The sequence below is a fragment of the Streptomyces sp. NPDC017056 genome, assembly GCF_044332485.1.
Taxonomy (GTDB): domain Bacteria; phylum Actinomycetota; class Actinomycetes; order Streptomycetales; family Streptomycetaceae; genus Streptomyces.
On sequence record NZ_JBIRPD010000017.1, the window covers coordinates 74000 to 100968 of the forward strand.

Annotated in this window: 25 protein-coding genes and 1 pseudogene; 14 read left to right on the forward strand and 12 right to left on the reverse strand. The window is 73.0% G+C overall.

Features of this window, described 5'->3' with window-relative positions:
• Positions 1-47: 47 nt before the first annotated feature.
• The 5 genes and pseudogenes from ACH4OW_RS28350 to galU all read right to left on the reverse strand — a co-directional run bounded on the left by ACH4OW_RS28350 (position 48) and on the right by galU (position 4334).
• Positions 48-671 (reverse strand): GNAT family protein, encoded by a 624-nt coding sequence (locus ACH4OW_RS28350; RefSeq protein ID WP_360129729.1) that lies wholly within the window; start codon positions 669-671, stop codon positions 48-50.
• Positions 668-1204 (reverse strand): annotated as a pseudogene (locus ACH4OW_RS28355) (molybdenum cofactor biosynthesis protein B); the annotation flags it as partial. The pseudogene ACH4OW_RS28355 and the gene ACH4OW_RS28350, both read right to left, overlap by 4 nt.
• A gap of 212 nt (positions 1205-1416) precedes the next feature.
• Positions 1417-1899 (reverse strand): cyclic pyranopterin monophosphate synthase MoaC, encoded by a 483-nt coding sequence (gene moaC / locus ACH4OW_RS28360; RefSeq protein WP_360129384.1) that lies wholly within the window; start codon positions 1897-1899, stop codon positions 1417-1419.
• Between the two features lie 211 nt (positions 1900-2110).
• Positions 2111-3427, reverse strand: a complete 1317-nt coding sequence (gene glp, locus ACH4OW_RS28365) for a gephyrin-like molybdotransferase Glp (protein WP_398030562.1) — start codon at positions 3425-3427, stop codon at positions 2111-2113.
• Between the two features lie 4 nt (positions 3428-3431).
• Complete coding sequence (gene galU, locus ACH4OW_RS28370; protein ID WP_398030563.1) at positions 3432-4334, reverse strand: UTP--glucose-1-phosphate uridylyltransferase GalU; 903 nt, start codon at positions 4332-4334, stop codon at positions 3432-3434.
• Between the two features lie 80 nt (positions 4335-4414).
• Here galU and ACH4OW_RS28375 point away from each other — a divergent pair, with 80 nt between their 5' ends.
• Positions 4415-5008: a 5-formyltetrahydrofolate cyclo-ligase gene (locus ACH4OW_RS28375; RefSeq protein ID WP_398030564.1), complete on the forward strand. Its 594-nt coding sequence runs from the start codon at positions 4415-4417 to the stop codon at positions 5006-5008.
• An 84-nt stretch (positions 5009-5092) separates the two neighbouring features.
• On the opposite strand, the gene ACH4OW_RS28380 is transcribed toward ACH4OW_RS28375, so the two are convergent.
• Positions 5093-7897 (reverse strand): penicillin acylase family protein, encoded by a 2805-nt coding sequence (locus ACH4OW_RS28380; RefSeq protein WP_398030565.1) that lies wholly within the window; start codon positions 7895-7897, stop codon positions 5093-5095.
• 215 nt (positions 7898-8112) lie between these two features.
• Between ACH4OW_RS28380 and ACH4OW_RS28385 the strand changes: the two genes are divergently transcribed.
• From ACH4OW_RS28385 to mscL, 6 genes are all read left to right on the forward strand, one after another.
• On the forward strand, positions 8113-9699 hold the full coding sequence (locus ACH4OW_RS28385) for a potassium/proton antiporter (RefSeq protein WP_398030632.1): 1587 nt from the start codon (positions 8113-8115) through the stop codon (positions 9697-9699).
• A gap of 472 nt (positions 9700-10171) precedes the next feature.
• Positions 10172-11395: an MFS transporter gene (locus tag ACH4OW_RS28390; RefSeq protein ID WP_398030633.1), complete on the forward strand. Its 1224-nt coding sequence runs from the start codon at positions 10172-10174 to the stop codon at positions 11393-11395.
• A gap of 69 nt (positions 11396-11464) precedes the next feature.
• On the forward strand, positions 11465-11818 hold the full coding sequence (locus ACH4OW_RS28395; RefSeq protein ID WP_398030566.1) for an FmdB family zinc ribbon protein: 354 nt from the start codon (positions 11465-11467) through the stop codon (positions 11816-11818).
• 162 nt (positions 11819-11980) lie between these two features.
• Positions 11981-12796: an S-methyl-5'-thioadenosine phosphorylase gene (locus ACH4OW_RS28400; protein WP_398030567.1), complete on the forward strand. Its 816-nt coding sequence runs from the start codon at positions 11981-11983 to the stop codon at positions 12794-12796.
• 210 nt (positions 12797-13006) lie between these two features.
• On the forward strand, positions 13007-13324 hold the full coding sequence (locus ACH4OW_RS28405) for a hypothetical protein (RefSeq protein WP_398030568.1): 318 nt from the start codon (positions 13007-13009) through the stop codon (positions 13322-13324).
• Positions 13325-13576: 252 nt separating this feature from the next.
• Positions 13577-14098, forward strand: a complete 522-nt coding sequence (mscL, locus tag ACH4OW_RS28410; RefSeq protein WP_398030569.1) for a large conductance mechanosensitive channel protein MscL — start codon at positions 13577-13579, stop codon at positions 14096-14098.
• A 52-nt stretch (positions 14099-14150) separates the two neighbouring features.
• Here mscL and ACH4OW_RS28415 read toward each other — a convergent pair whose 3' ends face one another.
• The gene (locus tag ACH4OW_RS28415) at positions 14151-14375 is read right to left on the reverse strand and encodes a hypothetical protein (protein WP_398030570.1); all 225 of its coding nucleotides are present in this window, start codon (positions 14373-14375) and stop codon (positions 14151-14153) included.
• 179 nt (positions 14376-14554) lie between these two features.
• Between ACH4OW_RS28415 and ACH4OW_RS28420 the strand changes: the two genes are divergently transcribed.
• Positions 14555-15100, forward strand: a complete 546-nt coding sequence (locus ACH4OW_RS28420; protein ID WP_398030571.1) for a hypothetical protein — start codon at positions 14555-14557, stop codon at positions 15098-15100.
• A gap of 29 nt (positions 15101-15129) precedes the next feature.
• On the opposite strand, the gene ACH4OW_RS28425 is transcribed toward ACH4OW_RS28420, so the two are convergent.
• Positions 15130-15657, reverse strand: coding sequence for an AMP-binding protein (locus tag ACH4OW_RS28425; RefSeq protein ID WP_360129420.1), 528 nt, complete (start codon positions 15655-15657; stop codon positions 15130-15132).
• A 312-nt stretch (positions 15658-15969) separates the two neighbouring features.
• Between ACH4OW_RS28425 and ACH4OW_RS28430 the strand changes: the two genes are divergently transcribed.
• On the forward strand, positions 15970-17547 hold the full coding sequence (locus ACH4OW_RS28430; RefSeq protein ID WP_398030572.1) for an MFS transporter: 1578 nt from the start codon (positions 15970-15972) through the stop codon (positions 17545-17547).
• On the opposite strand, the gene ACH4OW_RS28435 is transcribed toward ACH4OW_RS28430, so the two are convergent.
• On the reverse strand, positions 17430-18911 hold the full coding sequence (locus tag ACH4OW_RS28435; RefSeq protein WP_398030573.1) for a rhodanese-like domain-containing protein: 1482 nt from the start codon (positions 18909-18911) through the stop codon (positions 17430-17432). The two genes, ACH4OW_RS28430 and ACH4OW_RS28435, sit on opposite strands and share 118 nt — an antisense overlap.
• A gap of 201 nt (positions 18912-19112) precedes the next feature.
• Between ACH4OW_RS28435 and ACH4OW_RS28440 the strand changes: the two genes are divergently transcribed.
• The 3 genes from ACH4OW_RS28440 to ACH4OW_RS28450 are packed head-to-tail and all read left to right on the forward strand — an operon-like array spanning position 19113 to position 22230.
• Positions 19113-19898 (forward strand): GntR family transcriptional regulator, encoded by a 786-nt coding sequence (locus ACH4OW_RS28440; protein ID WP_398030574.1) that lies wholly within the window; start codon positions 19113-19115, stop codon positions 19896-19898.
• 58 nt (positions 19899-19956) lie between these two features.
• Positions 19957-20961, forward strand: coding sequence for a TSUP family transporter (locus tag ACH4OW_RS28445; RefSeq protein ID WP_398030575.1), 1005 nt, complete (start codon positions 19957-19959; stop codon positions 20959-20961).
• A 33-nt stretch (positions 20962-20994) separates the two neighbouring features.
• The gene (locus tag ACH4OW_RS28450; protein WP_398030576.1) at positions 20995-22230 is read left to right on the forward strand and encodes an FAD-dependent oxidoreductase; all 1236 of its coding nucleotides are present in this window, start codon (positions 20995-20997) and stop codon (positions 22228-22230) included.
• A 189-nt stretch (positions 22231-22419) separates the two neighbouring features.
• Here the strand turns inward: ACH4OW_RS28450 and ACH4OW_RS28455 are convergent, their stop codons facing one another.
• The gene (locus ACH4OW_RS28455) at positions 22420-23022 is read right to left on the reverse strand and encodes a TetR/AcrR family transcriptional regulator (RefSeq protein ID WP_398030577.1); all 603 of its coding nucleotides are present in this window, start codon (positions 23020-23022) and stop codon (positions 22420-22422) included.
• Positions 23023-23087: 65 nt separating this feature from the next.
• Complete coding sequence (locus ACH4OW_RS28460) at positions 23088-24362, reverse strand: MerR family transcriptional regulator (protein ID WP_398030578.1); 1275 nt, start codon at positions 24360-24362, stop codon at positions 23088-23090.
• Between the two features lie 177 nt (positions 24363-24539).
• On the opposite strand from ACH4OW_RS28460, the gene ACH4OW_RS28465 reads away from it, so the two are divergent.
• Together ACH4OW_RS28465 and ACH4OW_RS28470 are read left to right on the forward strand one after the other, a co-directional pair.
• The gene (locus ACH4OW_RS28465; protein ID WP_398030579.1) at positions 24540-25496 is read left to right on the forward strand and encodes a MerR family transcriptional regulator; all 957 of its coding nucleotides are present in this window, start codon (positions 24540-24542) and stop codon (positions 25494-25496) included.
• The gene (locus ACH4OW_RS28470; RefSeq protein WP_398030580.1) at positions 25493-25729 is read left to right on the forward strand and encodes a hypothetical protein; all 237 of its coding nucleotides are present in this window, start codon (positions 25493-25495) and stop codon (positions 25727-25729) included. Before ACH4OW_RS28465 ends, ACH4OW_RS28470 begins: the two co-directional genes overlap by 4 nt.
• On the opposite strand, the gene ACH4OW_RS28475 is transcribed toward ACH4OW_RS28470, so the two are convergent.
• Positions 25689-26948 (reverse strand): amidohydrolase, encoded by a 1260-nt coding sequence (locus tag ACH4OW_RS28475; protein WP_360129449.1) that lies wholly within the window; start codon positions 26946-26948, stop codon positions 25689-25691. The genes ACH4OW_RS28470 and ACH4OW_RS28475 overlap by 41 nt on opposite strands.
• Between the last annotated feature and the right edge of the window lie 21 nt (positions 26949-26969).

Sequence of the window (26969 nt, forward strand, 5' to 3'; positions counted from 1 at the left end):
GCCGCACGCGAATGTGGCCATTTGATGGATGAATTCGAACACACATTTCATTTGTGCGATGTGCTGGGCTTCTCCCGGTGCCAGCGGGTCAGCAGGCCCTCGGGCACCTCTTCCGCGGTCAGCGCGAATACCAGGTGGTCGCGCCAGGCGCCGTCGATGTGCAGGTACCGCGGCCGCAGGCCCTCCTCGCGAAAGCCGAGTTTCTCCACGACCCGGCGGCTGGGGACGTTCTCCGGGCGAATGCACACCTCGACGCGGTGCAGCCCCACCGAGCGGAAGCAGTGGTCCACGGCGAGCGCCACCGCGGTCGGTATGACCCCGCGGCCCGCCACCGCCTCGTCGACCCAGTACCCGACGTGCCCCGAACACATCGAACCCCAGGTGATCCCGGCCACCGTGAGCTGCCCGGCCAGCCGGCCGCGGTGTTCGACGACGAACGGCAGCATCCGGCCGGCGTGCGCCTCGGCGCGCAGGTGGCGGACCATCTGGCGGTATGTGGGCCGGTGCGGCGCGGGGATGCCGGGCGGGGGCGGCGGGATGGTCGCCTCCCAGGGGCGCAGCCAGTCCCGGTTGCGGCGGTTGACCTCGCGCCAGGCCCGTTGGTCGCGCACCTTTATGGGGCGGAGGGCGGTGTCACCGTCCGCCAGTACGACCGGCCAGGGGGCGTTCAGTGCGCACTCCCCGTGGCGCCCCCGGGGGCCGGCGCAGCGCTCGCGCCCGTACCCGGGGAAGTGCCGTGGTCGCCGCCGCGCAGCTGGTCCACCGCGTGCGGGAGGAGGTCGGCGAGGACGGCGAGGCCGTCGCGTACGCCGCCGGTCGAGCCCGGCAGGTTGACGATCAGCGTACGTCCGGCGACTCCGGCCAGGCCGCGGGAGAGCGCGGCGGTGGGCACCTTCGCGCGGCCCGCCGCGCGGATCGCCTCGGGGATGCCGGGGACCTCGTGGTCGATGACGCGGCGGGTGGCTTCGGGGGTGCCGTCGGTGGGCGAGATGCCCGTGCCGCCGGTGGTCAGGACGACGTCGTACGCGGCCGAGACGGCGGCGCGCAGGGCGGCCTCGACGGGGTCGCCGTCCGGGACGACCTGCGGTCCGTCGACCGCGAAGCCCAGTGCGGCCAGGCCCTCGGCGAGCAGCGGTCCGCCCCGGTCCGGGTAGACGCCGGCTGCCGCGCGGTTGGACGCGGTGACGACGAGGGCCCGGGGCGGCCGGGCGGCGGCGCCGGGGTGGCCGGTGGAGGTTTCCGGGCCCGGAGTGGCGGGGGTGGTGGTGGCGGGCGTCGCGGCCGGGGCGGTGCCCGGGCCGGGGTTCGCGGTCGTGCCGGCCGTACGGTCGGTGGCGGTGCCCGGCCCCGGGTTCGCGGTGGGTTCCCGCTCGCCGCCGTCCGTGGCGCGCGCGGCCTCCGGGCCCGGACGCGCGGTCACGACCGGCTCCAGTGGCCCGACTTGCCGCCCGTCTTCTCCTCGACCCGTACGTCGGTGACGACCGCGCCCTTGTCGACGGCCTTGACCATGTCCACGACGGTGAGGGCGGCGACCGAGACGGCGGTCAGGGCCTCCATCTCGACGCCGGTGCGGTCGGTGGTGCGGACCGTGGCCAGGATCTCCACGGCGTCGTCGGCCACGCGGAGGTCGATCTCGACCCCGGAGATCGCGAGCGGGTGGCAGAGCGGGATCAGGTCGGGGGTGCGCTTGGCGCCCATGATGCCCGCGATGCGGGCGGTGGCGAGCGCGTCGCCCTTCGGGACGCCCTCGCCGCGCAGCAGCTCGACGACGCGCGGCGTGACCAGGACGCGGCCGCTGGCGCGGGCGGTGCGCGCGGTGACGTCCTTCTCGGTGACGTCGACCATGCGGGCCGCGCCCGTCGCGTCGAGGTGGGTGAGATCTTGCTGGCCGCTGCTCATCGTTCTCCCGGTCCGGACCGTGCCGCCTGTGCGACGACACCGTACCCGCAGGCGTCGGCGGCCACCCGGCTACCCGGCCAGGTCGGCACCGGCCGCCCCGCGTGCCCGGCGCCCGCGGAGCGTACGCGGCCCGCGCCCAGCCGGCACGCGCCCCTCACACGCCCGCCCCTCACACGTCTGTCCGCACGCGCCTGTGTCTCACACGCCCCCCTCACCTCAGCAGCACGATCTCCACCTCCGACCCCTCGGCGACCTCCGTGACGTCCTCCGGGATCACGATCAGCGCGTCGGCGCGGGCGAGCGCCTTGACCAGGTGCGATCCGGCGCCGCCGACCGGGGTGACGGTGGCCGTGCCGGCGTCGTACCGGCCGCGCAGGAACTGCCGCTTGCCCTCGGGCGAGGAGGCGATGGCCTCGCCGCAGGTGGCGCGGGTGGTGTGCCGGTGCACGTCGGGCAGGCCCATGAGCGTACGGATGGCGGGGCGCACGAACAGTTCGAAGGAGACGTAGGAGCTGACCGGGTTGCCCGGCAGGGCCAGCAGCGGGGTGCGGTCCGGGCCGATCAGGCCGAAGCCCTGCGGCTTGCCCGGCTGCATGGCCAGCTTGCGGAACTCGACCGTGCCCTCCTCCGCCGAGAGGTCGGCGAGGGTCTCCTTGACCACGTCGTACGCGCCGACGCTGACGCCGCCGCTGGTGACGAGGATGTCGGCGCGGATGAGCTGGTCCTCCAGGGTGGCGCGCAGCGTCTCGGCGTCGTCGGCCACGGCGCCGACCCGGTAGGCGATGGCGCCGGCGTCGCGCGCGGCGGCGGTGAGCTGGAAGCTGTTGGAGTCGTGGATCTCGCCGGGGCCCAACTGCTCGCCGGGCTGGACCAGTTCGCTGCCGGTGGACAGGACCACGACGCGGGGGCGCGGCCGCACCCGGACCGAGGCGCGGCCGATGGCGGCGAGCAGGCCGATCTGGGCGGGGCCGAGGACGGCGCCGGCCGGCAGGGCCAGTTCGCCGGCCGGGACGTCGCTGCCCTTGGCGCGGACGTGCTGCCGCTCGGTGACCGGGCGGTAGACCCGGACCTCGCCGCCCGCGGCCTCGGGTGCCGCGCTGTGCGCGCGCATCGTCTCGGCGGGGCCGCGGCCCGTACCGCCGTCGGTCCACTCCACGGGCACGACGGCCTCGGCGCCCGGGGGCAGCGGCGCGCCGGTCATGATGCGGGCGGCCTCGCCGGGGCCGACGGCGGCCGGTTCGGCGCTGCCCGCCGCGACGTCGCCGACGACGGTCAGCGCGGCGGGGAAGTCGCCGGTCGCGCCCGCGACGTCGGCGACCCGGACCGCGTACCCGTCCATGGAGCTGTTGTCGAAGGGCGGCAGGGCGGTGGGGACGGTGACGTCCTCGACCAGGACGCAGCCCTGCGCGTCCAGCAGGTGGAGGTCGATGGGCTCCAGCGGGTGGATCTTGGACAGTACGTCGTCGAGGTGATCGGCCACCGACCAGACGCGTTCTCGGTGGGTGGTCCGGTCGGTGGTGGTGCTCACGGTGTCACATCTCCTCGCTGACGAAGCTGCGCAGCCAGGCCCGGAACTCCGGGCCCAGGTCCTCACGTTCGCATGCCAGTCTGACAATGGCACGCAGGTAGTCGCCACGGTCGCCGGTGTCATAGCGGCGCCCCTTGAAGACGACGCCGTGCACGGGGCCGCCGAGGTCCGGATCGGCGGCGAGCGCCTGGAGGGCGTCGGTGAGCTGGATCTCGCCGCCGCGCCCCGGCTTGGTCGTGCGCAGCACCTCGAAGACCGCCGGGTCGAGCACGTACCGCCCGATGATGGCGAGGTTGCTGGGCGCCTCGGCCGGATCCGGCTTCTCGACCAGGTCGGAGACGAGTACGACGTCGTCCTCGCCGTCGGGGACGGCGGCCGCGCATCCGTAGAGGCCGATCTGCGCGGGGTCGACCTCCATGAGGGCGATGACGGAGCCGCCGTGCTGCTCCCGTACCTCGATCATGCGCTGGAGCAGCGGGTCGCGCGGGTCGATCAGGTCGTCGCCGAGCAGGACCGCGAAGGGCTGGTCGCCGACGTGCGGGGCGGCGCACAGGACGGCGTGGCCCAGGCCCTTGGGGTCACCCTGGCGGACGTAGTGCATGGTCGCCAGGTCGCTGGACTCCTGGACGCGGGCGAGCCGGGACTCGTCGCCCTTGCGGTCCAGGGCCTCTTCCAGCTCGTAATTGCGGTCGAAATGGTCTTCGAGGGGGCGCTTGTTGCGGCCGGTGACCATCAGGACGTCGGAGAGTCCGGCGGTGGCGGCCTCCTCCACGACGTACTGGATGGCGGGTTTGTCGACGACCGGCAGCATCTCCTTGGGCGTGGCCTTGGTCGCCGGCAGGAAGCGGGTCCCGAGACCGGCTGCCGGAATGACAGCCTTGGTGATCCGAGTACGCGATGGAGTCATGCGGGCCACGATAACCGGCGCTTTGCGGCGGAAGATGGGGTCCTGGGAACGGGTCACAGGAGCGGGAGCCGGAGCGCATCATGAGCGGTTACGACGAGGGGAAGCGCGGTTTGCGGCGCGGCCTCCTGGACGCGAGGAGCGAGTTGCCGCCCGGTGAAATCCGGGCGGCGGGGGCGGTGCTGGCGCGCCGCGCGCTGGCACTGCCGGAGCTCGTGGGAGCGGGCACGGTCGCCGCGTACGTGTCGGTGGGGCGCGAGCCGTCCACGCACGCGCTGTTGGACCAGTTGCACGCGGCCGGTGTGCGGGTGCTGCTGCCCGTGCTGCTGCCCGACAACGATCTGGACTGGGCCGCGTACGGCGGCGCCGAGAGCCTCGTACGCGCCGGGCGGGGGCTGCTGGAGCCCGCCGGCCCCCGGCTCGGCCCGCAGGCCGTCACCGGGGCCGGCGCGGTGCTGCTGCCGGGGCTGGCGGTGGACCGGCGCGGGATGCGGCTGGGGCGCGGCGGCGGTTCGTACGACCGGGTCCTGGAGCGGCTGGAGAAGGCGGGCGTGCGCCCGGCCAGGGTGGTGCTGCTGTACGACACCGAGGTGCTGGCCGAGGTGCCGGCGGAGGCGCACGACCGGCCGGTGGACGTGGCCGTGACGCCGGGGGGCGTGCACCGGTTCGCCTCATAGGCGCGCCGGTCGCGCACGTCCGTGAACGGCGCCGGGCGGGCTCGAAGAGATTCGAGCCCGCCCGGCTTACTGGTCAGCGACCCGTCACGGCGACAGCGTCAGAGTGTCCTCGGCCGCGGCCTTGACGGCCTTCTGGGAGAAGGCCCACGGCAGCAGTTCGCCCTTGGCCCACTTGTCCGTCTGGTCGTAGTAGTGCGCGTTGTACGCGTGCCCCGAGGCGCCCGTCAGGTTGATCCAGCGCGACTTGTCCAAGTCGGCCAGGTTGACGACCATCCGCATCGACGGGACCCAGGTGACCTCGTAGCCGCCGGCCGCGTTCCAGCCGGTGGCGTTCACGGCCGCCTCGCCGCCGCCCAGGTTCCAGGGGCCGCGGTTGAACAGGTCCTGGAGGAAGCCGGGGCCGCTGGTGCCCAGGGTCTGGTTCTTCAAGAACAGCTGGTGCAGGCGGCCCCAGCTCCAGTTGTCGACGTTCTTGCCCAGCTTGCTGGTGAGTTCGTAGCGCGCGTCCTTCATGGCGTGCCCGAGGAGCTGGTCGCGGTTGTTGTCGACGGTGTGCCCCGGCCGGGACTCGGTCTTCCACCAGTCGTTCTTCGGGTCCTCGATGATGGACCTGACGACCTCGTACCAGCGGTCGCCGCCGTCGGGCTGCGCCTGGTCGGGGGCGCGTTCGCCGCACTCGCGCACCGGCTTGTCCTGGTCGTCGACCGGGCCGGTGTCGTCCGCGGGGCGCACCCACAGGCACTGTCCTTCGACCCGCAGCTCCTTGGGCATCTTGTTGCCGAAGGCCAGCTTGAGGGTGTTGCGCCAGACCGCGTTGAAGTACGCGGCCGCGGCGGAGTCGGGCTCCTGGGTGTAGTCCCAGCCCTCCAGCAGCTTCTGCGCCTCGCGGACGTACGCGTCCTTGGGGTCGATCTTCAACAGGTAGGGCGTGAGCAGCTTGGCGATCTCGCTGCTGTTGTCCATCTGCATGGTCTGCATGTCGTCGGTGGAGACCTTGCCGCCGTCCTTGATCTTCGACTGGACGAGGTCGTTGATCCGCTGGCTGCGGGCGCCGTAGCCCCAGTCCTTGGTGAGCAGGTACGGGTACTTGTCCGGATCGACGACGGCCTGGTTGGCGGTGACGATGTAGCCGCGCGCCGGGTTGTACTCGTTGGGCAGCGCCTTCTGGGGCACCCAGTCGGTCCAACGCGCCTTCGGGTCCCAGCCGGGGGCGGGCAGGCTGCCGTCGTAGCCCTTGCCGCGGACCGGGATGCGGCCGGGCGCCTGGTAGCCGATGTTGCCCTTGGTGTCCGCATAGATCATGTTCTGCGAGGGCACCTCGAAGTCGGCGGCGGCCTTGCGGAAGTCCGTCCAGTTCTTGGCGCGGTTCAGTTCGAAGACCGCGTCCATCGACTTGCCCGGGTCCAGGGCGGTCCAGCGCAGCGAGATGCCGTAGCCGTCGCCGCGGTCCGGTGCCGCGTTGCCGACCGGGGCCTGCTTGCCGACCTTGGCGAGCTCGTCGTCGCGGTCGGAGATCAGCGGGCCGTTGTTGGTCGAGCGGACCGTGATCTCGCGGCTCGCGCCGCCGGCGACCTTGATGGTCTCCTTGCGGGTCTTGAACGGCTGCTGCTTGTCGTCGAACAGGTACCCGTTGGCGTTGATCTTCTCCAGGTACAGGTCGCTGACGTCGGCGCCCAGGTTGGTCATGCCCCAGGAGATGTCCTGGTTGTGGCCGATGACCACGCCCGGCATGCCGGAGAAGGTGTAGCCGGAGACGTCGTAGTTGCACTTGGCGCCGGTGGTGCGGCAGTGCAGGCCCATCTGGTACCAGAGCGACGGCATCTGGGGGGCCAGGTGCGGGTCGTTGGCGAGCAGCGGCTTGCCGGTGGTGGTGTGGGCGCCGGAGACGACCCAGGAGTTGGAGCCGATGCCGCTGCCGTTGGGGCCGAGCAGCGCCGGGATCTTCTCCAGGGACTTGGCGACCGAGGAGAGCTGGGACTTCACGCCCTGGGTGGCGGAGGAGGCGCTGCGGTTACCCGTACCGGTGCCCGTACCGGATCCGGAACCCGTGCCCGTGCCGGGCTTGCCGGAGTTGGTCGCGGTGCCGCCGCTCGGGGTGGCCTTCGGGTCGAACTCCTTGGTGGCCGGGTCGACCGCGCCGCCCTCGACGATCGGGCGGTTCCGCTTGGCCGGGTACTTCGGGTACAGCTGGTCGATCTGCGTCGGGCTGAAACGGCTGCTCATCAGGGCCCGGTCGATCTCGTCCTGCATGTTGCCGCGCAGGTCCCAGGCCATGGCCTTGAGCCAGGCCACCGAGTCGACCGGGGTCCACTTCTGGGGCTTGTAGTCGTTCTGGAAGCCGAGCGCCGCGTACTCCAGGGAGAGCGCCGACCCCTCGTGGTCCTTGAGGTAGGCGTTGACGCCGTCGGAGTACGCCTGGAGGTACTTCTTCGTCTGCGGGGAGAGCTTGGTGTCGAACTCCTGCTTGGCGACGTCGTGCCAGCCGAGCGTACGCAGGAAGGAGTCGGCGTCGACCTGGCTCTGGCCGAACATCTCCGAGAGGCGGCCGGCCGTCATGTGGCGGCGCACGTCCATCTCCCAGAAGCGGTCCTGGGCCTGCACGAAGCCCTGGGCGCGGAAGAGGTCCTCGTCGGTGTCGGCGTAGATCTGGGGGATGCCGTTGGCGTCGCGCGAGACGTCGACGGGGGCGGTCAGGCCGGCCAGCTTCAGCGAGCCGGTGGTCTGGGGGTACGAGGCGCGGACGGTGCTGACGCCCCAGAACGCGCCGTAGCCGATGCCCGCCACGAGCAGAAGCACGACCGTGATCGCGACGAGGCGGCCGCGCCGCCCCTTCTTCTTCGGCTTCTTCGCAGCCTTGTCAGGGGCGGGGGCGGACTTGTTGGCGGGCATCTCTGTCCTTCGAGGGGCAGGGTGGGAGTGCTGGAGCAACCATAGGCGCACGGGTCCGCCGAGCCCTACGCGGTGTAGCCGCCGGCACCCCAGAGCTTCAAGCAATGGTAAATTGTTAGCCTTAGTAACTAGATACGGTAAGGAAAGCACCGCCGAACACCCGTCCGCTCCGCAGCCGCGCCCGCCCCGGCCCGCACACGAGGAAGGACCAGCTCCTGACTGTCGACCGCCTCAACGAACTCCTGCTGATCTGCGCCCTCGTCCTGCTCGTCGCGGTGGCCGCGGTCCGCGTCTCCTCCCGCAGCGGACTGCCCAGCCTCCTCATCTATCTGGGCATAGGCATCGCCATAGGGCAGGACGGATTCGGCGGTGTCGTCTTCGACAACGCCGAACTGACCCAGATCCTGGGCTATACCGCGCTCGTCGTGATCCTGGCCGAGGGCGGCCTCGGCACGAAGTGGAAAGAGATCAAACCGGCGCTGCCCAGAGCCGCCGTACTGTCGACGTTCGGTGTCGCGGTGAGCGTGGGGGTCACCGCGGCCGGAGCGCACTACCTCGTCGGCCTGGAATGGCGCCAGGCGCTGCTCATCGGCGCCGTGGTCTCCTCCACGGACGCGGCGGCGGTCTTCTCCGTACTGCGCAACGTGCCGCTGCCCGCCCGGCTGACCGGCGTCCTGGAGGCCGAGTCCGGCTTCAACGACGCCCCCGTGGTGATCCTCGTCGTGGCGTTCTCCACGGCCGGCCCCGTCGAGCACTGGTACACGCTCATCGGCGAGATCGCCCTGGAGCTGGCGATCGGCGCCGCCATCGGCCTGGCCGTCGGCTGGCTCGGCGCGTACGGCATGCGGCACGTGGCGCTGCCCGCCTCCGGCCTGTACCCGATCGCGGTGATGGCCATCGCCGTCTCCGCCTACGCGGCCGGCGCGCTCGCCCACGGCTCCGGCTTCCTCGCCGTCTACCTGGCCGCGCTGGTCCTGGGCAACGCGAAACTGCCGCACTCCGCGGCCACCCGCGGCTTCGCCGAAGGGCTGGGCTGGATCGGCCAGATCGGCATGTTCGTCCTGCTCGGCCTGCTGGTCACCCCGCACGCGCTGTTCGACGACGCGGTGCCGGCGCTGGTCATCGGCCTGATCCTGACCATCGTCGCCCGGCCGACTTCCGTCTTCCTGGGCCTGCTGCCCTTCAAGGTGCCCTGGCGCGAGAAGGCACTGCTGTCCTGGGCCGGGCTGCGCGGCGCCGTACCGATCGTGCTGGCCACCATCCCGATGGTGGGCGGCGTGCCCGGCAGCGACCGGGTCTTCAACATCGTCTTCATCCTCGTCGTCGTCTACACGCTCATCCAGGGCCCGACCCTGCCCTGGCTGGCCAGGAAGCTGCGCCTGGGGGACGACAAGGAAGCCGCCGACCTGGGGATCGAATCGGCGCCGCTGGAGCGGCTGCGCGGCCATCTGCTGTCCACCACGATCAGCGCGAAGTCGCGGATGCACGGCGTGGAGATCAGCGAGCTGCGGCTGCCGCCGGGGGCCGCGGTCACCCTCGTCGTACGGGACGGCACCAGCTTCGTACCGTCGCCGACGACCGTGCTGCGGCGCGGGGACGACCTGCTGGTCGTGGCGACGGACCCGGTACGGGACTCGGTCGAGAACCGGCTCCAGGCCGTCTCGAAGCACGGCAAGCTGGCCGGCTGGCTGGCTCCCGGCCCCGGTCCCGGGCGGCCGCAGGGCAAGCGCCGGGGGGCGCGGCCCGGCTCCCACGCGGAAGGGCGGGCCGGGGGGCAGCCGCCGCATACGCCCGCCCGCTGAAGCGTCTACGCCCGCCCGCCGGGGGAGGAGCCGGGCCCGCTCCGGCGGCCCGGCCCGCCCCGGCAGCCACCCGCTCCCCGGATCGAAGAAAATTTCCCGTGAAGCCCTGGTTGACGCCGGGGCTTCACGCGTATCGGCCTGTACTATGAAGCAGCAATCAAAGGAACCAACTCTGCCTGACGCAGAGCTGGCGCGACCGCTCGGCGGCCGCGGTCCCCTGCCACACGCAGCCACCTCCCCGGTGCGGACCACGCGGTATCACTCGGTCCTGCGCGAGAGGACAGCTCTCGGCGCGCACCCCGTGACCATCTCGCGGCAGCGCGCTACCAGGCGGTAGAAAGGCTCGGCCGTGGCATCCGCGGTCAAGGACAACGCGGGCAAGGGCGCGCAGGGCGGGACCGCCCCACAGAACACCTCCCAGCAGCAGGCTCCCGCCAAGGACGTCAAGGACGTCCGCCCCGGGTACGGGCAGCTGCTGCGTACCCCCGGCGCATGGGCGTTCCTGCTGCCGGGCTTCCTGGCCCGCCAGCCCTTCGCGATGCTGACGTTCAGCATCCTGCTGCTCGTCCAGCACACCACCGGCTCGTACGGCACCGCCGGTGTCGTCTCGGCGGTGACCGGCGTCTCGATGGCGCTGTTCGCGCCCCAGAGCGGCAAGCTGGCGGACCGGTTCGGGCAGCGCGCGGTGCTCGTGCCCGGCGTACTGGTGCACGCGGCGGCGGTCGCCGCGATGATCACGCTGGCGCTGGCGCACGCCCCGCTGTGGGCGCTGCTGGTCATCGCCGTACCGACCGGCGCCTCGACGCCGCAGATCGGCCCCATGGTGCGCTCCCGGTGGGCCGCCAAGCTGACCGGTTCCCCCCTGATGCCGACGTCCACCGCCTTCGAGTCGGTGACCGACGAGTTCACCTTCGTCGTCGGCTCGGTGCTGGCGACCGCGCTGTGCACCGGCGTCCACCCGGCGGCCGGCCTGGTCGCGGAGGCGGCCCTGACGCTGGGCGGCGGCCTGCTCTTCGCGGCCCAGCGCCGCAGCCAGCCGCCGGTGCACCGGGCCTCCGACGGCTCGGCCAAGCACGCCTCCGCGCTGTCGGTGCCGGGCCTGCGCGTCCTCGTCGCGGCCCTGTTCGGCATCGGCACGGTCTTCGGCGGCATGCAGGTCTCGCTCACGGCGTTCACCGAGGACATCGGGCAGCCCGGCATCAACGGCCTGCTGTACGGCGTTTTCGCGGCGGGCAACATGCTGGCCGGCATCGTGTGCGGCGCGCTCTCCTGGAAGGTGGGCCCCCGGCGCCGCCTGCTGGTCGCGTACGCCCTGCTGGCGCTGATGACCACCCCGCTGTGGGCGGTGTCCGTGGCGCCGCTGATGGGCGCGGTGGGGCTGCTGGTCGGCCTGTGCATCGCCCCGGCGCTGATCACCGGCTACACGCTGGTCGACTCCCTGGTTCCGGCCTCGGCCCGTACGGAAGCCTTCACCTGGCTCACCGGCGCGGTCGGTCTCGGCCAGGCGGCGGCTTCCACGACGGCCGGTCTGCTGGCTGACCACTTCGGTCCGCACGCCGGTTTCCTGGTGCCGCTGTGCGGTACGGCGCTGGCGCTGGTGGTGCTGGCGGTGTTCCGGGGACACCTGGTGCCGCGTTCCGAAACACTGGTCGTCGGACGTGGGGTCGGTCACCGAACTCCGGCAACAGTGGACTGACGGGCCGGAATACTGCACTATGGAGCGTCGTTAGCACTCATTGAGTGAGAGTGCCAGGAGGAAGTCACAGTGCCGACCTACCAGTATCAGTGCACCGCGTGCGGCGAGGGCCTTGAGGCGGTGCAGAAGTTCACCGACGACGCGCTCACCGAGTGCCCCGCTTGCCAGGGACGCCTCAAGAAGGTGTTCTCCGCGGTCGGCATCGTGTTCAAGGGCTCCGGTTTCTACCGGAACGACAGCCGCGGCTCGTCGTCCAGCAGCACCCCCGCGTCGAGTTCGTCCTCGACCTCGGCCTCGTCTTCGACGGGCTCCTCGTCGTCCTCGTCGTCCTCGTCGGGCAGCGACTCCAAGTCGTCGTCCGGAGACTCGTCGAGCACCTCGGGCAAGAGCTCCGGTTCGACGCCCAGCACGTCGGCCGCCTGAGCGACTTCCCCGAACCACCTCAGGGGCGCCGCGACAGCGGCACCCCGCCGGCTCTTCCACCGAGCCCCGCCGTCCCAGGACGGCGGGGCTTTCGGCGTCCCAGGCCGGCAGCCGCGCACACCGCGCCTTCCCCGCTCGCGGGCCCGTACCTAACCTGACCGCATGGCTGACGCGGAGATCGGTGTCATCGGCGGGTCCGGCTTCTACTCCTTCCTGGACGACGTGACGGAGACCACGGTCTCCACCCCCTACGGCCCACCCAGCGATTCGCTCTTCCTGGGAGAGGTAGCCGGCCGCCAGGTCGCCTTCCTGCCCCGGCACGGCCGCCGGCACCACCTGCCGCCGCACCGCATCAACTACCGCGCCAACCTGTGGGCACTGCGGTCGGCCGGTGTACGGCAGGTGCTCGGGCCCTGCGCAGTGGGCGGCCTGCGCGAGGAGTACGGGCCGGGGACGCTGCTCGTACCCGACCAGCTCGTCGACCGCACGAAGGACCGGGCGCAGACGTACTTCGACGGGATGCCGCAGGCCGACGGCAGCGTGCCGAACGTGGTGCACGTGTCATTCGCCGACCCGTACTGCCCGGCAGGGCGGGAGACGGCGCTGGCGGCGGCCCGGGGACGTGGGTGGGAGCCGGTGGACGGCGGGACGCTCGTGGTCGTCGAAGGGCCGCGCTTCTCGACCCGCGCCGAATCGCGCTGGCACGCGGCGCAGGGGTGGTCGGTGGTCGGCATGACCGGCCACCCGGAAGCGGTGCTCGCGCGCGAGCTGGGCCTCTGCTACACGTCGTTGGCGCTGGTCACGGACTTGGACGCGGGGGCGGAGGCGGGCGCGGGCGTCTCGCACGAAGAGGTGCTGGAGGTCTTCGGGCGCAACGTCGGGCGGCTGCGCGAGGTGCTGTTCGACGCGGTGGGGGCGCTGCCGGCCGCGGCGGAGCGGGAGTGCGGGTGCGGGGGTACGGGGGCGGGGGCGGATTAGGGCGAGGGTTCGGGGGCGGGTGAGGGTTCGGGGCGCGCAGGGGGGCGGGGCTTGGGCATCGACCTGCCGTAAGAACTCGGTCGGGTGACCGGGTTTTCCACAACCCGTGGGTAGCCGTTCCGGCTGTCAACAGGCCCGAGCGGGCATCGGCGAAGTCCGGCACGGTGGAGCTCGTCCGCACCGATTCCGGCTCCGCAGGCGGTGGTTACCGTGTCCCGTTCCTCTCTCGACACCACTCCCGAATCCGCTCTCGACTCCGCCCTTCGGGCCCGCTGCTCCGCACCGTCCCTCCCCCTCCCGCCGCCGCACGAGGTGGCGCATTTCACACCGGTACGGGCCCGGGGCGGACGGCACCGGCTGCGGCGCGCCGTGCGGCACCGGCGGCGGTCCGTGACGGCGGGTTTGGCGATGACGGCCGCCGCGCTGGCCGCCACGGCCCAGGCGAACAGCGAGGGCCGCGCCGACGGCACCACGAGCGCCTGCGCGGCGCCGGCGCACGAGCCACCGGCCGGGCGGGGGCAGTCATGAGGCCCGCCCCGCATGATCGAGTGGCCTTTGTCCGATATGGGCGCCACACTGGCCAAAGTGGCGGGGTGCGTTCGGCGTGCCGCGGGGAAGGCTCTTCCCCGGTCGGCCGGGACGCGGCGCCAATCCGTACGGACGTATCGTCGTCCGCTCACCGGTTCAGGTCACAGGATTGGACAGCCGCGCACTGCCCTGCCGTAAGTTGCGGTGCTGTTCGTTGCACGGTTCGTAGTGAGTGTGGAAAGAGGCTTTCAGGTGAGCGAGAAGACGGGCGTACTCACGGGATTCAAGGAATTCCTGATGCGCGGCAACGTGATCGAGCTCGCAGTCGCCGTCGTGGTCGGTGCCGCGTTCACGAACATCGTGAACGCCGTGGTCAAGGGCGTCATCAACCCGATCGTCGGTGCCCTCGGCTCGCAGAACCTGGACCACTACAAGACCTGCCTCACCACCTGCCACACGGACGCGAAGTCGGGCGACTTCACCGACGGCATCTACATCCTGTGGGGATCGGTGCTCAGCGCGGTCCTGACGTTCGTGATCACCGCAGCGGTCGTGTACTTCCTCATGATCCTGCCGATGAACAAGTGGAAGGCACGCCAGGACGCCAAGAAGCCGGTAGACGACAGCCCGCTGGCCCCGACCGAGGTCGAGCTGCTGACGGAGATCCGGGACGCGCTCGTCGCGCAGCGCAACGGCTCGGTCTCCGGCGCGGGCGTGGGCCTGGCCGCGGGTGGCGGCGCCGGTTCGGTGGTCACGCAGAAGACTCAGCAGTAAGGGGCGCGGACGCGCGTTCTGCGGCTGCGGCCAAGCCGCCCCGGCTCCTCGGTCAGAGGTGGTGGGGCGGCTTTTCGTCGAGGAAGCGCGCCAGGTCGGCGGCGCTGTCGTTGCCGGAAGGGCGCTCGCCCCAGCCGCGGTCGGTGTCGTCGGACGACTGCTGGTTCAGCGGGTCGTCGAAGATCAGGGCAGCGGAAGTCTTGGGCCGCTCCGGCCGCTCCGGCCGCTCCGGCTGCTCCGTATCGGCCTCGGGCCGTGATTCAGGGGTCGCACTCACCCCTCCAGGGTACGACCGGCGGGGACGGGGGCAGCGGCGGCGGAACTCGCGCCAGCGGCGGGAGCGGGTGCAGCGGCGGCCGGGCTCGCTCCAGCGGCGGATGCCGGGGTGGCTCACAGGGGGCGACGGGCCCGGGCGCAGGCGGCTCACCTCGGGCTACCGGTTGAGATCATGTCGCGGTGACCTCACACCTCCCCAGCGGGTGGACGATCGAGCAGATCCGCACGCTCTCGCAAGATCGAAGCGCCACTCCGCTCTCCCTCGACAGGCTCGTGGTTGTCGAGGAACCCGGCCAGGGCACGGGCACGCGCCTCGGGGAGCCCAACCAGGGCACGGGCACGCGCCTCGGGGAACCCGACCAGGGCACGGGCACGCCCCTCCGGGAACCCGGCCAGGGCACGGGCACGCGCCTCCGGGAACCCGGCCAGGGCACGGGCACGCGCCTCCGGGAACCCGGCCGGGGCACGGGCACGCGCCTCCGGGAACCCGGCCAGGGCACGGGCACGCCCCTCCGGGAACCCGGGCAGGGCACGAGCACGCCCCTCCGGGAACCCGGCCAGGGCACGGGCACGCGCCTCCGGCCCGAGGTAATCCTCGGGTTCCACGACTTGTGCCTCGTGCTCCACGACGGCGAGTGGTTCATGGGGCAGCTCTGCACCGACGGATCGATCACCTGCTGGGCCTCCTACGGCCCCGACCTGGCCGGAGCCATCCGCGGCCTGTGAGCCACCCCGGCGCCGCGCGGGCGGGGCGTTCAGCGGGTGGCGAGGGCCTCGTGCCACCAGTGGTCGCGGCCCGCCGTCCAGGAGACCGGGCGGCTGCTGCGGTGGACCACCAGCACGGACCGAACCTGCGGGCAGTCGCGTCGCAAGGCACGGTCCAGGACCGGCTTGACCGGCCGTACCGCGCCGTCCCAGAACGCGGCATCCGCCGTGACGACCACCTCGGCGCCCGACTCGCGGGTGCGCTCGGCGAGTTCCGGAGCGGTCAGGAAGACCGGCAGCGTCGTGCGGACGGCGTCGAGCCGGCCGCAGGCGAGCGTGACGATGACCGACTCCGGCACCAGCGGCAGGTGCACCGCCACCCGGTCGCCGGACCGTACTCCGAGCCGGGCCAGCGCCGCGGCGGCCCGCTTGGCCTGGCCCATGAGCATGGTGTGGGTCAGCTCCTCGTGACGTCCCGGCTCGCCGTGCCAGGTGAGGGCAATCGGGGACGAGGACGCCGGGGGCCCTTGCGGTTCCCGGGTCGTTTCTGCATGCTCGGAGATCACACGGCGCAACATGCGGACCAGCTTGAAGATCACGGATCAACAACCGCTGAACGTCCGATGTACGACGACGTTCGTACAGTGGGAGCCGGCCCGGCGCGAAGGCCCGCACGGACCGCGCGCACGGCCCCCATACGCAGCCGTCTTCGCGGCGTCCCCGTACGGCGTCGCTTCTCGTGCCCCCGGTCGGCGCGCCCGTGCCCGTGCGGCGCCCTGGACTCTCTGCCCCGTCTCCGGCACACCCAATCCCCCACCCTTCACCTTCCTCATCCGTACGTGCTGCGCCACGCCGACCCGCGCGGCGCGAGAGGTGGACCGGTGTGCCGGATGTTCCAGAAGAGTCGTGGCGGCTGCGGGAGCGCCGCGTGGCGTGGGCGTGTGTGGGCCGTGGTGGCCGTGGCGATCGGCGGGTTCTGTGTGCAGCTGGATGCCTTTGCGCTGAACATGGCCCTGCCTGTGATCCGCCGTGACCTGCACGCCCCGGCCGGCACCGCGCCGTGGGTGGTCAGCGGGTACCTGCTGGCCGCCGGGGCGTTGATGCCTGCTGCCGGGCGGTTGGGCGATCTGTTGGGCAGGCGGCGGCTGCTCGTTTGGGGGCTGGTGCTGTTCGGGGGTACGTCTGCGGTGTGCGCGCTGGCGCCCTCGCTACCGTTCCTGGTGGCGGCCCGGGTGATGCAAGGGGTGGGCGGGGCCTTGGTCATGCCGGTGGGGCTGGCGCTGCTGACCCGGTCGTTCCCGGCGGGCCGGGCTCGTGTCGCGACCGGGTACGCCTTGGGGCTGGCCGGTCTGGCCACGGCGTGCGGGCCGTTCGTGGGCGGCGCGTTGGCGCAGGCCGTGTCCTGGCGGGCCGTGTTCTGGGTCAATGTGCCGCTGTGTGCCGCGGCAGCACTGTGCGCCCGGCAGGCCACGGCACCAGTGCCCGGCGCCCGGTCCGGCGCCCGGTCCGGTGCCTGGTCCGGCGTTCGCCGGGCCCGATGGGGTCGATGGGGTCGCCGGGTCCGGTGGGTCCGCCGGGTCCGCCGGGTCCGATGGGGCCACTGGGTTTCCTTCGTTACCGGCACCGGTGTGCCGGTCTGCCTGGCGATGGCTGTCGAGAGCGCGGGGGCGTGGTGGCAGGCCGGTGGGTGGTCGGCCGGTGCGGTGGCTCTCGGAGTGCTGTTCGTGCGGGGCGAGCGCCGGTCGCTGCACCCGCTGGTGGACTTGTCCCTCTTCCGCAACGGGCCGTACGTCGCCCTCACTTCGGCCGGTGCGGTGGCCAACGCGGCGACGGTGGTGCTGTTGTTCGTGGTCCCGTTCGCCCTCCAGGAGGTGCAGGGGATGTCCGTACTGGGCGCGGGAACCGCCTTCCTCGTACCGGCGGCAGCGATGGCCGCGGCCGGTCCGGCGGCCGGGCGGGTACGCCCACGCGCCGCCGAACCGGTCATGGCCGCCTGCCTGGGGCTGGCAGCTGCCGCGCTGGTGGCGCTGGCCGGGGCCGGTGGTCTGCCGGGCGGCGGTATGCCGCGATCCGCGCTACTGGCGGCAGCCACCGTGGCCGCGGCAGCGCTCGGCGTGGCGGGAGCCCTGGCGCTGACCGCCACACAGGCCGTGGTCAGCCCCGACCGTGCGGGTGAGGCGTCCGGGCTGACCAAGTGCGCGATCACCGTGACGGCCGGGCTCGGCCTCGCCCCGGCCGGTACGGACCCGGCCGGAGCGCTGCGCTGGGCCGCGGCCGGGTGCGCGGCGGGCTGCCTGGCCCTCCTGTTCCGCGCCGGCCTCTCACGTCCCCGCCACCGCCGTCGCCAACGTCACCCGGCGGCGGGCGCCACCGCCTCGTACCCCCCGCTGATATCCCGTACGTCCCGGAAGCCGCGGGCCTCCAGCAGGGCGGCGGCGATGACGGAGCGGTTTCCGCTGCGGCAGTAGAGGACGACCGGGCGGTCCGGGTCCAGGGTGGCGCAGTGGCCGGGAAGGCTGGCGAGCGGGAGGTTGACGGCGCCGGGGAGGGCGCCCGCCGCGTATTCGGCGGGGTTGCGCACGTCGACCAGCTGGGCTTGGGCCGAAGGGGCTTCATCAGGCGCCAGCCGGTGGGTGCGGGAGACCAGTTCCGGGTGACGGGCGAGTTGGGCCGCCGGGTCCTGGACGTGGCCGAGGACGTGGTCGTAGCCGATGCGGGCCAGACGGAGGCGGGCCTCGGACTCCGTGCCGGGGTCGCTGACGAGGACGATCGGCGTGCCGGGGGCCACCACGCTGCCCGCGTACTCGGCGAACCGGGTGTCCAGGCTGATGTGGAGGGAGCCGGTGAAGTGCGCCTCGGTGTATGCGGCGAGGGGACGGCTGTCCAGCAGGACGGCGCCGGCGTCCCGGCGGGCGGCCAGTGCCTCGTCGAGGGTGAGGGCAGCGGGAGGCGCGGTGTCCAGGAGGGGGTGGCCGTCGCGGTTCAGGGCCGCGTCGTGGGCGAAATAGCCGGGGGTCGCGGGCTGCCCGGCGGTGACCAGGCGCACGAACTCGGCTTCCGTCATGGGCTGGAGCGCGTAGTTCAGTCGCCGCTGGTCGCCGATGGTGGAGGTGGTCTCGGTGGAGAGGTTGCGGCCGCAGGCCGAGCCCGCGCCGTGGGCGGGGAAGACGCGGGTGGCGTCGGGGAGGGTGAGGAGCTTGTCGCGCAGGGAGCGGTAGAGCCGGCCCGCCATCTCCTCCGGCGTCAGCCCGGCCGCGGCCAGCAGGTCGGGGCGGCCGACGTCGCCGACGAAGAGGGTGTCGCCGGTCAGCACGCCGTACGGCTCGTCGGCGTCGGGGTGCTCGTGGACGACGAGGCAGATGGATTCCGGGGTGTGGCCAGGAGTCGCCAGAACGGTGAGGGTGACACCGGAGGCCCTGGAGGGCTCGAAGGTCTCAGGGGCCCCGGAGGTCCCAGGGGCCCCGGAGGTCCCAGGGGCCCCGGAGGTCCCGGAGGTCCCGGAGGCCCCGGGTGCCTCGCCGTCGGCGGGCGCGCCCAGGTATATCCGCTCTCCGTCCCGCAACCGCCGTATCGGATAGCCGGTCTCGGCAGTCTCGCCGAAGGCGATGGTGGCGCCGGTGGCGCGGGCGAGTTCCAGGTGGCCGGAGAGGAAGTCGGCGTGGAAGTGCGTCTCGATGATCAGCTCGATCCGCAGCCCGGCCGCTTCCGCGTCGCGCAGGTAGTCGTCGATGTCGCGGCGTGGGTCGACGAGGACGGCACGTCCGGTGGTCTCGTCACCGATGAGATACGACGCCTGGGAGAGGCAGTCGAGGTAGTACTGCGCGAAGTGCACGGTCGACCTCCGTGGTCCTGCGGGCCCGGTTCCGCGGGCCCCGCGGGGGGTGTGTTGTGCGGATGCACGGATGTACGTACATTAGGCAGCCGGGGCTGCCGACGACAAGTTCGGCAGTGGACGACGAGAAAGAACCCCGGGACGGCGCGCCTGTACGGCCCGGCCCGTACCTGTAGCCCGTACCCGCGCGGAGGCGACTTCATGACCGCACACCCCTCGGGCCCGCGTCCCCTGGACCGGCGCTCGCCGCTGCCCCTGTGGGCCCAGCTCTCCGAAGACCTGCGGCGGCGCATGGAGGCGGGCGAGTTCACCGACGAGTTCCCGGCCGAGCACCGCCTCACCGGGGAGTACGAGGTCAGCCGGCACACCGTGCGCGAGGCGCTGCGCAAGCTGCGCGCCGACGGCCTGGTGATCGCCGAGCGCGGTCGCGCCAGCCGGCTGAACACCCGGCGCATACAGCAGCCGCTCGGCTCGCTCTACAGCCTCTTCCGCGAGCTGGAGAGCCAGGGCGTGGAGCAGCGCAGCGAGGTGCTCCGGCTGGAGCGGACGGCGGACGGCTCGGTCGCCGAGCGGCTCGGGCTCGTACCGGACGCGCCGCTAATCGTGCTGGAGCGGCTGCGTCTGGCGGACGGCGAGCCGCTGGCGCACGACACCGCGTACCTGCCCGCCGAGGTGGCCGAGCCGCTGCTCGACGCCGACTTCCGGCACACGTCGCTGTACGGCGAGCTGCAACAGCGCTGCGGGGTGAAGGTCACCGGCGGCCGGGAGCGCATCTACCCGTTCCTGCCCGACATCCGGCAGGCGTGGCTGCTGGGGCTGGCCGACCGGGAGCCCGCGTTCGGCATCGAGCGGCTGGGGCGGTCCGGCGACCGGCCGGTGGAGTGGCGCGAGACGGTCGTACGCGGCGACCGCTTCGCCTTCGTCGCGGAGTGGACCAGCGACAGCCAGGCGGTCGAACTCGCGCCCCGGGCCGCGTGTCCGTCATGACCACAGGCCGGGCGCGGGGAGGAACGATGACGCCGGTGCCGACAGCCCGTCAGCGGCCATGGACGTCATAGCCTTCACGGCGCTGCCGTGCGGGCTGGTCATCGGGCTGCTGCTGGGCGCGCTCGGCGGTGGCGGGTCGATTCTGGCCGTACCCGCTCTCGTCTACCTCCTGCACCAGTCCCCGCACGTGGCCACGGCGGGCGCGCTGGTCGTCGTCGGCATCGGCGCGGCCTCCGGCCTGGCCTGCCACGCCCGCGCGGGCCGGGTCCGCTGGGCGGCGGGCGCGGCCTTCGGCGCGCTGGGGACCGCCGGCACGTTCCTGGGTTCCCGCTGGAGCGTGTCGCTCGACCCGGATGCCCTGATGACGGCGTTCGCCGGGCTGATGCTGGCGGTGGCGGTGGCGATGCTCGTACGGGCGTGGCGCGAACGGAGGAAGCGGGCCGCGGGCCCAGGACCGGAAACCGACAGCGGAACCGGCCCCGGCCCCGGCCCCGGCCACGGCCCGCGTTCCGCCGGTCCAGGTCACGGCCCCAGTCCCGCCCGCGGCCCCGGCCGCGGTCCTAGCCCCACCCCCGGCTCCGGTCCAGGCCACGGTCCCAGTCCCGCCCCCGCCCCCGGCCACGGTCCCGCCCCCGGCACGGCCGCACGCCCCACCCCGAAAACCCCCTTCCGCCTCGCCCTCACGGCCCGCCTCGCCTCCGCCCTCCGCATCGGCGCCACCGCCACCGCGGTCGGCCTGCTGACCGGCTTCTTCGGTGTCGGCGGCGGCTTCGTCGTCGTGCCGGCGCTGACTCTCGTCCTCGGCTTGGAGATGCCCGTAGCCGTCGGCACCTCCCTCCTCGTCATCCTCGTCAACTCCGGTACGGCCTTCGTCACCCGGGCCGGAGCGGGCGGCCTGGACTGGCCGCTGCTGGCCTCCTTCGCCGCCTGCGCCGCGCTCGGCAGTTGGCTCGGCAACCGCGTCGCCGCCCGGGTGCGGCCGCAGGCGCTGTCCACGGCGTTCGCGTCGCTGGTCACCGTGCTCGCCGTCTCGATGGCGGTGACGAGCATCCCCCGCTTATAAGCCTCCCGATCCCCGACCCCCAGGAGGAATCCCATGCCCACCGCACCGTCGTCCAGCCCCGCCGCGTCCGGCGTCTCGGCCCACCACCAGGTCGTCGTCATCGGCGGCGGCACCGCGGGCATCACCGTCGCCGCCCGGCTGCGGCGCGCCGGGCTCCGCGACATCGCGGTGCTCGAACCGTCCGAGACGCACTGGTACCAGCCGCTGTGGACGCTGGTCGGCGGCGGCCAGGCACCGCTGCGCGCCGCGTTGCGCACGGAGGCCGAGGTCATGCCGCCCGGCGTGCGCTGGCTGCGCGAGTCCGCCGCGGCGGTGGACCCGGCCGCGCGTACGGTCGGCACCGCTTCGGGGCGGACGATCTCGTACGACCGGCTGGTGCTCGCCCCCGGCCTCAGCCTGGACTGGGACGGCATACCCGGCCTGGCGCAGGCCCTCGGCCACGGCGGCGTCTCCAGCAACTACCGGCCCGATCTGGCCCCGCTCACCTGGGACTTCATCCGGCGCATGAAGAGCGGTACGGCACTGTTCACGATGCCGTCCGGGCCGGTGAAGTGCGGCGGCGCCCCGCAGAAGATCGCCTATCTGGCCGCCGACTACTGGCGCAAGCGCGGGGTGCTGGGCCGCATCCGGACGATCCTGGTGCTGCCCGAGCCCGCGATGTTCAAGGTGCCGGTCTTCTCGAAGGCGCTGGAGGAGACGGCGCGGCGGTACGGCATCGAGGTGCGGCTCCAGTCGGAGCTGACGCAGGTGGACGGCGCGGCGCGGCAGGCCGAGATCGTCGATCACGCGACCGGCGAGAAGGAGACGGTCCGCTACGACCTGCTGCACGCGGTGCCGCCGCAGCACGCGCCCCGGTGGGTGGCCGACAGCCCGCTCGCCGACCCGGCGTCCCCCTTCGGTTACGCCAAGGCCGACCGCGCGACGCTGCAACACCCGGACTTCCCCGAGGTGTTCTCGATCGGCGACGTGGCCAACCTGCCGACGTCCAAGACGGGCGCGGCGATCCGCAAGCAGGCGCCGGTCGTCGTCGCGAACCTGCGGGCCGGGCTGCGCGGCCGCCCCGCCACCGCCCGCTACGACGGCTACACCTCTTGTCCGCTGGTCACCGCCCGCCACAAGATGCTGCTCGCCGAGTTCGACTACGACCTGGAGCCGGCGCCGTCCATTCCCTTCATCGACACGACGAAGGAGCGTACGGACATGTGGTTCCTGAAGCGGTACGGGCTGCCGCAGCTCTACTTCAAGGGGATGCTCAAGGGGCTGGCCTAGGCGCGGCCGGGGAATCGGGCCCCGGGCGCCACGGCGTTCATCGCGGCCGGGCTGAACGCCGTGGCGCCCGGCTGCCGCTGTCGAAGGCCCACTTGGGCATCCTCACGATGCTGCCCGAGACGACCGGTTCGTACGCGCTGCCTCGGAAGCCCGCATTGCCTCGGAAACCCATGCTGCCGCCCGTACCGCCTACCCCTCGTCCGGCAGCAGTTCCCACAGCGCTGCCTCGAAATCCTCGGCTGTGGGCGGGTCGTCGGCCAGCAAGGCTTGCAGCAGCAGCCCGTCGTAGGCGCGGGTGAAGAGTTTGATGCGCATCGGGTCCCGCGTGTAGAGGCGGGCGAAACCGGCCAGCGACTCGTACCAGCGGCGGGTCTGGGGGCGCAGCTCCGGGCGGCGGGCGGCGAGCAGGAACAGCTCGAACTCGGCGAGCAGCAGCCCGCGGTCCTCCAGCGACCCGGCCATCAGACGGGCCAGCATCCGCCGCTTGTCCCCGCGGGCGCCCGCCTCGCCCGGCCCGTCCACGGGCGCTTCGGTCAGCTGCCGTACCCGCTCGGCGTCCATCTCCATCGCGCTGGTCAGCGCCGCGGTCAGCAGCGCATCGGCGCTCTCGAAGTGGTACGTGGCGGCCGCCGTGGGCAGTTCCGCCTCGCGCGCGACGGTGCGGTGGGTGACCCCCGCCGCACCGTCCCGCTCGACGACCCGCAGCGTGGCCTCGATCAGGGCGCGCCGCCTGCGCTCGCCCTTGGCCCGGCGCCCGTCGATGACCGGCTCGTTCGCGATCGGCTCGGGCACGGGTACTCCTCGGCGGGGCGGCGGTACGGGGGCACGGGGGTGCCCGTTGGACGATACCGGTGGTCTTACGCGGTGGCCGGTACGTCCGCCGGTACGTCCGCCGGTACGTCTGCCGCCTCATCCGTCACCACGTCGGCCACCACGCAGCTGACGTTGTCCGGCGCCCCCGCCCCGTGAGCCAGCGCGACCAGCTCCCGCACGGCACGGACGGGGTCCGCAACCGCGCCGAGGACGTCCCGTACGGCGTCGGAACGCACCACGGCGGACAGCCCGTCGGAACACAGCAGGTAGCGGTCGCCGCGGCGCGCCTCGTGCAGGCCCACCTCCGGCTCGAAGGTGTCGCGGCCGTCCAATGCACGGACCAGCAGCGCGCGTTGCGGGTGCGACTCGGCTTCCTCCGGGGTCAGCCGCCCCTCGTCCACGAGCGACTGCACGTGGGTGTGGTCGTGGGTGATCTGGAACAGCTCGCCGCCGCGCAGCAGGTACGCGCGCGAATCGCCCACGTGTACGAGGGCGAGGTGGGACCCCGTCCAGAGCATCGCGGTGAGCGTGGTCCCCGCGACGTCCGTACCGGAACCGCCCGTACCGGAACCGCCCGTACCGGAACCATCCGTACCGGAACCATCCGTACCGGAACCGCCCGCACCAGCCGCGTGACCGCAACCGCCCGCGCCCGCCACCACCTCCCGTACCGAGCGGTTTGCGCGGCGGGCGGCGTCCTCCAGGGCGTTCAGCACGTCGCCGGGGTGCGGCGCCCCGTCGTCGGCGCTCCACAGCCCGCGCAGGGCCTCGACCGCGGCGGCCCCGGCGGTCGCCCCGGCGCCGCCGAAGCCGTCGGCCACGGCCAGCAGCCGGTCGTCCGCGTACGCCGTGTCCTGATTGCTCTTCCGCACCAGCCCGGTGTCGGAGAGAGCCGCGTAACGGATCCCCAGCGACCGCCGCCTCCGTGTTCCCTCTGCCGGCGTTTTCGTCATGTTCCCGTCCTCCTTGCGCAGCTGTCCGACGAGGAAGGCGGCCAGTTCCCTGCGGGCGGCGGTGTCGGCCTCGACCTGCGCCCAGTACGCCGAGACCGCCTCGGCGGCCGGACCCGCGGCCAGTTCGCACACTTCGCGGATACGGGCCAGCGGCATACCGAGCCGCCGCAGCCAGGCGACCAGCCGGGCACGCTCCAACTGGTGCGGTGCGTATCGCCGGTAGCCGTTCACGGGGTCGACCCGGGCGGGCGGCAGCAGCCCCAGCTCGTCGTACAGCCGCAACGCCTTCGGCGACAGCCGGGACGCCCGGGCGAACGCGCCGATGGTCAGCAGTTCCCCGGCTCCCGGCTCCGTGTCCTCGCGCACCCGCTCGCCCCTCTCGTACAGGCCCTCCTCGTACGGGGGTGTCCCCCGCTGCGACCGAGGCTGCGTCTTCCCCCAAGGGCAAGGTCAAGGCTCGGCACACGCGGCATCACACGCGAAACGGAAGCCGGGCGTCCGCGGACTTGAACCCGACGCGACGTGAGGTTGCATCGTAGGAACATGACCGCTTCCATCACCTGGAAGGTCGGGCGGCTCGCCGAGGCGAGCGGACTGACCGTCAGGACCCTGCACCACTGGGACGCCATCGGGCTGCTCAGCCCGTCCCGCCGGACCGCCGGCGGCCACCGCGAGTACACCGAGGACGACGCGGCGCGCCTCTACCAGGTACTGGCCCTGCGCGGACTCGGCCTGGGGCTGGAGACGATCGCGGTCTGCCTGGACTCGGGGATCGACCCGCTGCGCCTGGTGCGGGACCACCTGGCGGGCGTCGAGGAGTCCCTGTCCGCGCTGGAGACACTGCGCGAGCGGCTGCGGCGGCTGGAGACGTCGCTGTCGGCGGGCACGGAACCGGGGGCGTCCGACCTGCTGGCGGCGCTGGAGGCGATCGGCAGCACCGGCCCGTCGGCGGAACAGGCCCTGCGCCGCCACTTGGACGCGGACCAGTTCCAGGTGCTGGCGGCCCGGGGCGCCGCGCTGGGCCCGGCGGCGCACTACCTGCTGCGGGTCGAGTGGCCCGAGCTGTACCGCAGGGCGGCGCGCCTGCGCGAGGCGGGCGTGCCGGCCACGGACCGGCGGGTGCGGCGGCTGGCGGCGCGGATGGACGAGCTGGGCGTGCTGTTCAGCGGCGGGGACGCGGGGGTGTCCGCCGGGGTGCGGGACGCGTGGCGTACGGACCCGGAGGCGGTGTCGGGCGCCCCGGAGGCGGGCGGCTCCGGCCACGCGGCCGGTACGGGCGCCGAGGCCGACGCCTGGAGGAGCCTCGCGGACTACGTCGACCGGGCACGTACGACCGCCGCGCCCGGAAGCACCACCGACACCGACATCGGCACCACCGCCGCACCCGGAAACACCACCGACACCGCCACAACCGAAGGCACCGGCACCGTCACCACCCAAGACACCGGCACCGGCACCACCGAAAACACCGCCCCCCAGCACCAAGGCCCCCGCCCATGACTCGCCGCGACCGCATCCGTTACGCCGTCGTCTCCGTACTGCCGACCCTGCTCACCGTCCCCCTGTGTGCGGCTCTCGCCGCGGCGGGGGCACTGCCTTGGAGCGTCGCCCCCGCCGTCGCGGCCGCCCTCGCCGTGCAGGGCGTCGTCACCTATCTGCGCCTGCGCCTGCGCCCGCGCCTCCCCTCCCGGTTCACTTCCCCTCCCCCAGGTGGCTCAGCGCCGCGACGGTGAGGGCCTGGACGCCCATGGTCAGGGTGGGCTGCTTGACCGGGGCGAAGTGGGGTGAGTGGTTGGAGGGGATGTCCTGGGCGAGGCGCCCCGAGGCCATGGCGGCGCGGAATTCTTCCGGTTCCCAGCCGCCCAGCCACCAGTAGTAGAGAGGCGCGCCCGCGGCTGTGGCGATCAGGCCGGCGTCCTCGCTGCCCGCGGCCGGTTCGTAGCCGAAGACGCGCTGGGTGCCGAAGAGGCCGGTGAACGCCGCGTTGACCGCGTCCAGGGTGCGGTCGTCGTTGCGGGTGACGGGGAAGGTGTTCAGCACCTCGGTCTCGGGTGCGCGGGGGGCGTTGGAGGCGGTGGCCTCGGCCTTGGCGATGCGGTCGACGGCCGAGAGGACCTGGGCGCGGATGTTCTCGTCGAAGGTGCGGACGCTGAGCTGCACCACGGCCTGGTCGGGGATGACGTTGGGGGCGTCCCCGGCCTGGAACGAGCCGACGGTGACGACCGCCCGGTCCTTGGGGGCGATCTCGCGGGCGACGACGGACTGCAGGCGCTGGACGAAGGCGGCGGCCATCAGGATCGGGTCGATGGCGGTCTCGGGGCGGGAGCCGTGGCCGCCGGTGCCGTGGAAGGTGATCTTCAAGCTGTCCGAGGCGGCCATACAGGCGCCGGGGCAGTACGCGATCAGCCCGGCGCCGAACGGGGCGACGTGCTGGGCGAGCATCACGTCGGGTACGGGCACCCGGCCCTCGCCGCCGCCCGTACCGAACAGCCCGTCGTCGATCATCGCCCGCGCGCCGTCGCCGACCTCCTCGGCCGGTTGGAAGAGCACCACGAGCGTGCCGGACCAGTGGTCCCGGCCCGCCGCGAGCAGGTCGGCGGCGCCCGCCAGGCAGGTGACGTGCACGTCGTGGCCGCAGGCGTGCATGACGCCGGGGACGGCGGAGGCGTACGGCAGGCCGCTGCGCTCGGTGACGGGCAGGGCGTCCATGTCGGCACGCAGCAGGACCACCGGGCCCGGCCCGTTGCGCAGCACGCCCACCACGCCCGTGCGGCCGATGCCGGTGGTGACGTCGTAGCCGTTCGCGGTCAGGCGGCGGGCCGCTTCGGCTGCCGTACGGGATTCCTGGAAGCCCAGTTCGGGGTGGCGGTGGAGGTCTTCGTAGAGGGATTCGAGGTCCGCCATGCGGGCGTCGAGCGGGGCCAGTACGGTGTCACGCGCGCTATCGCTCATATGTGGCATTCGATCATGTAA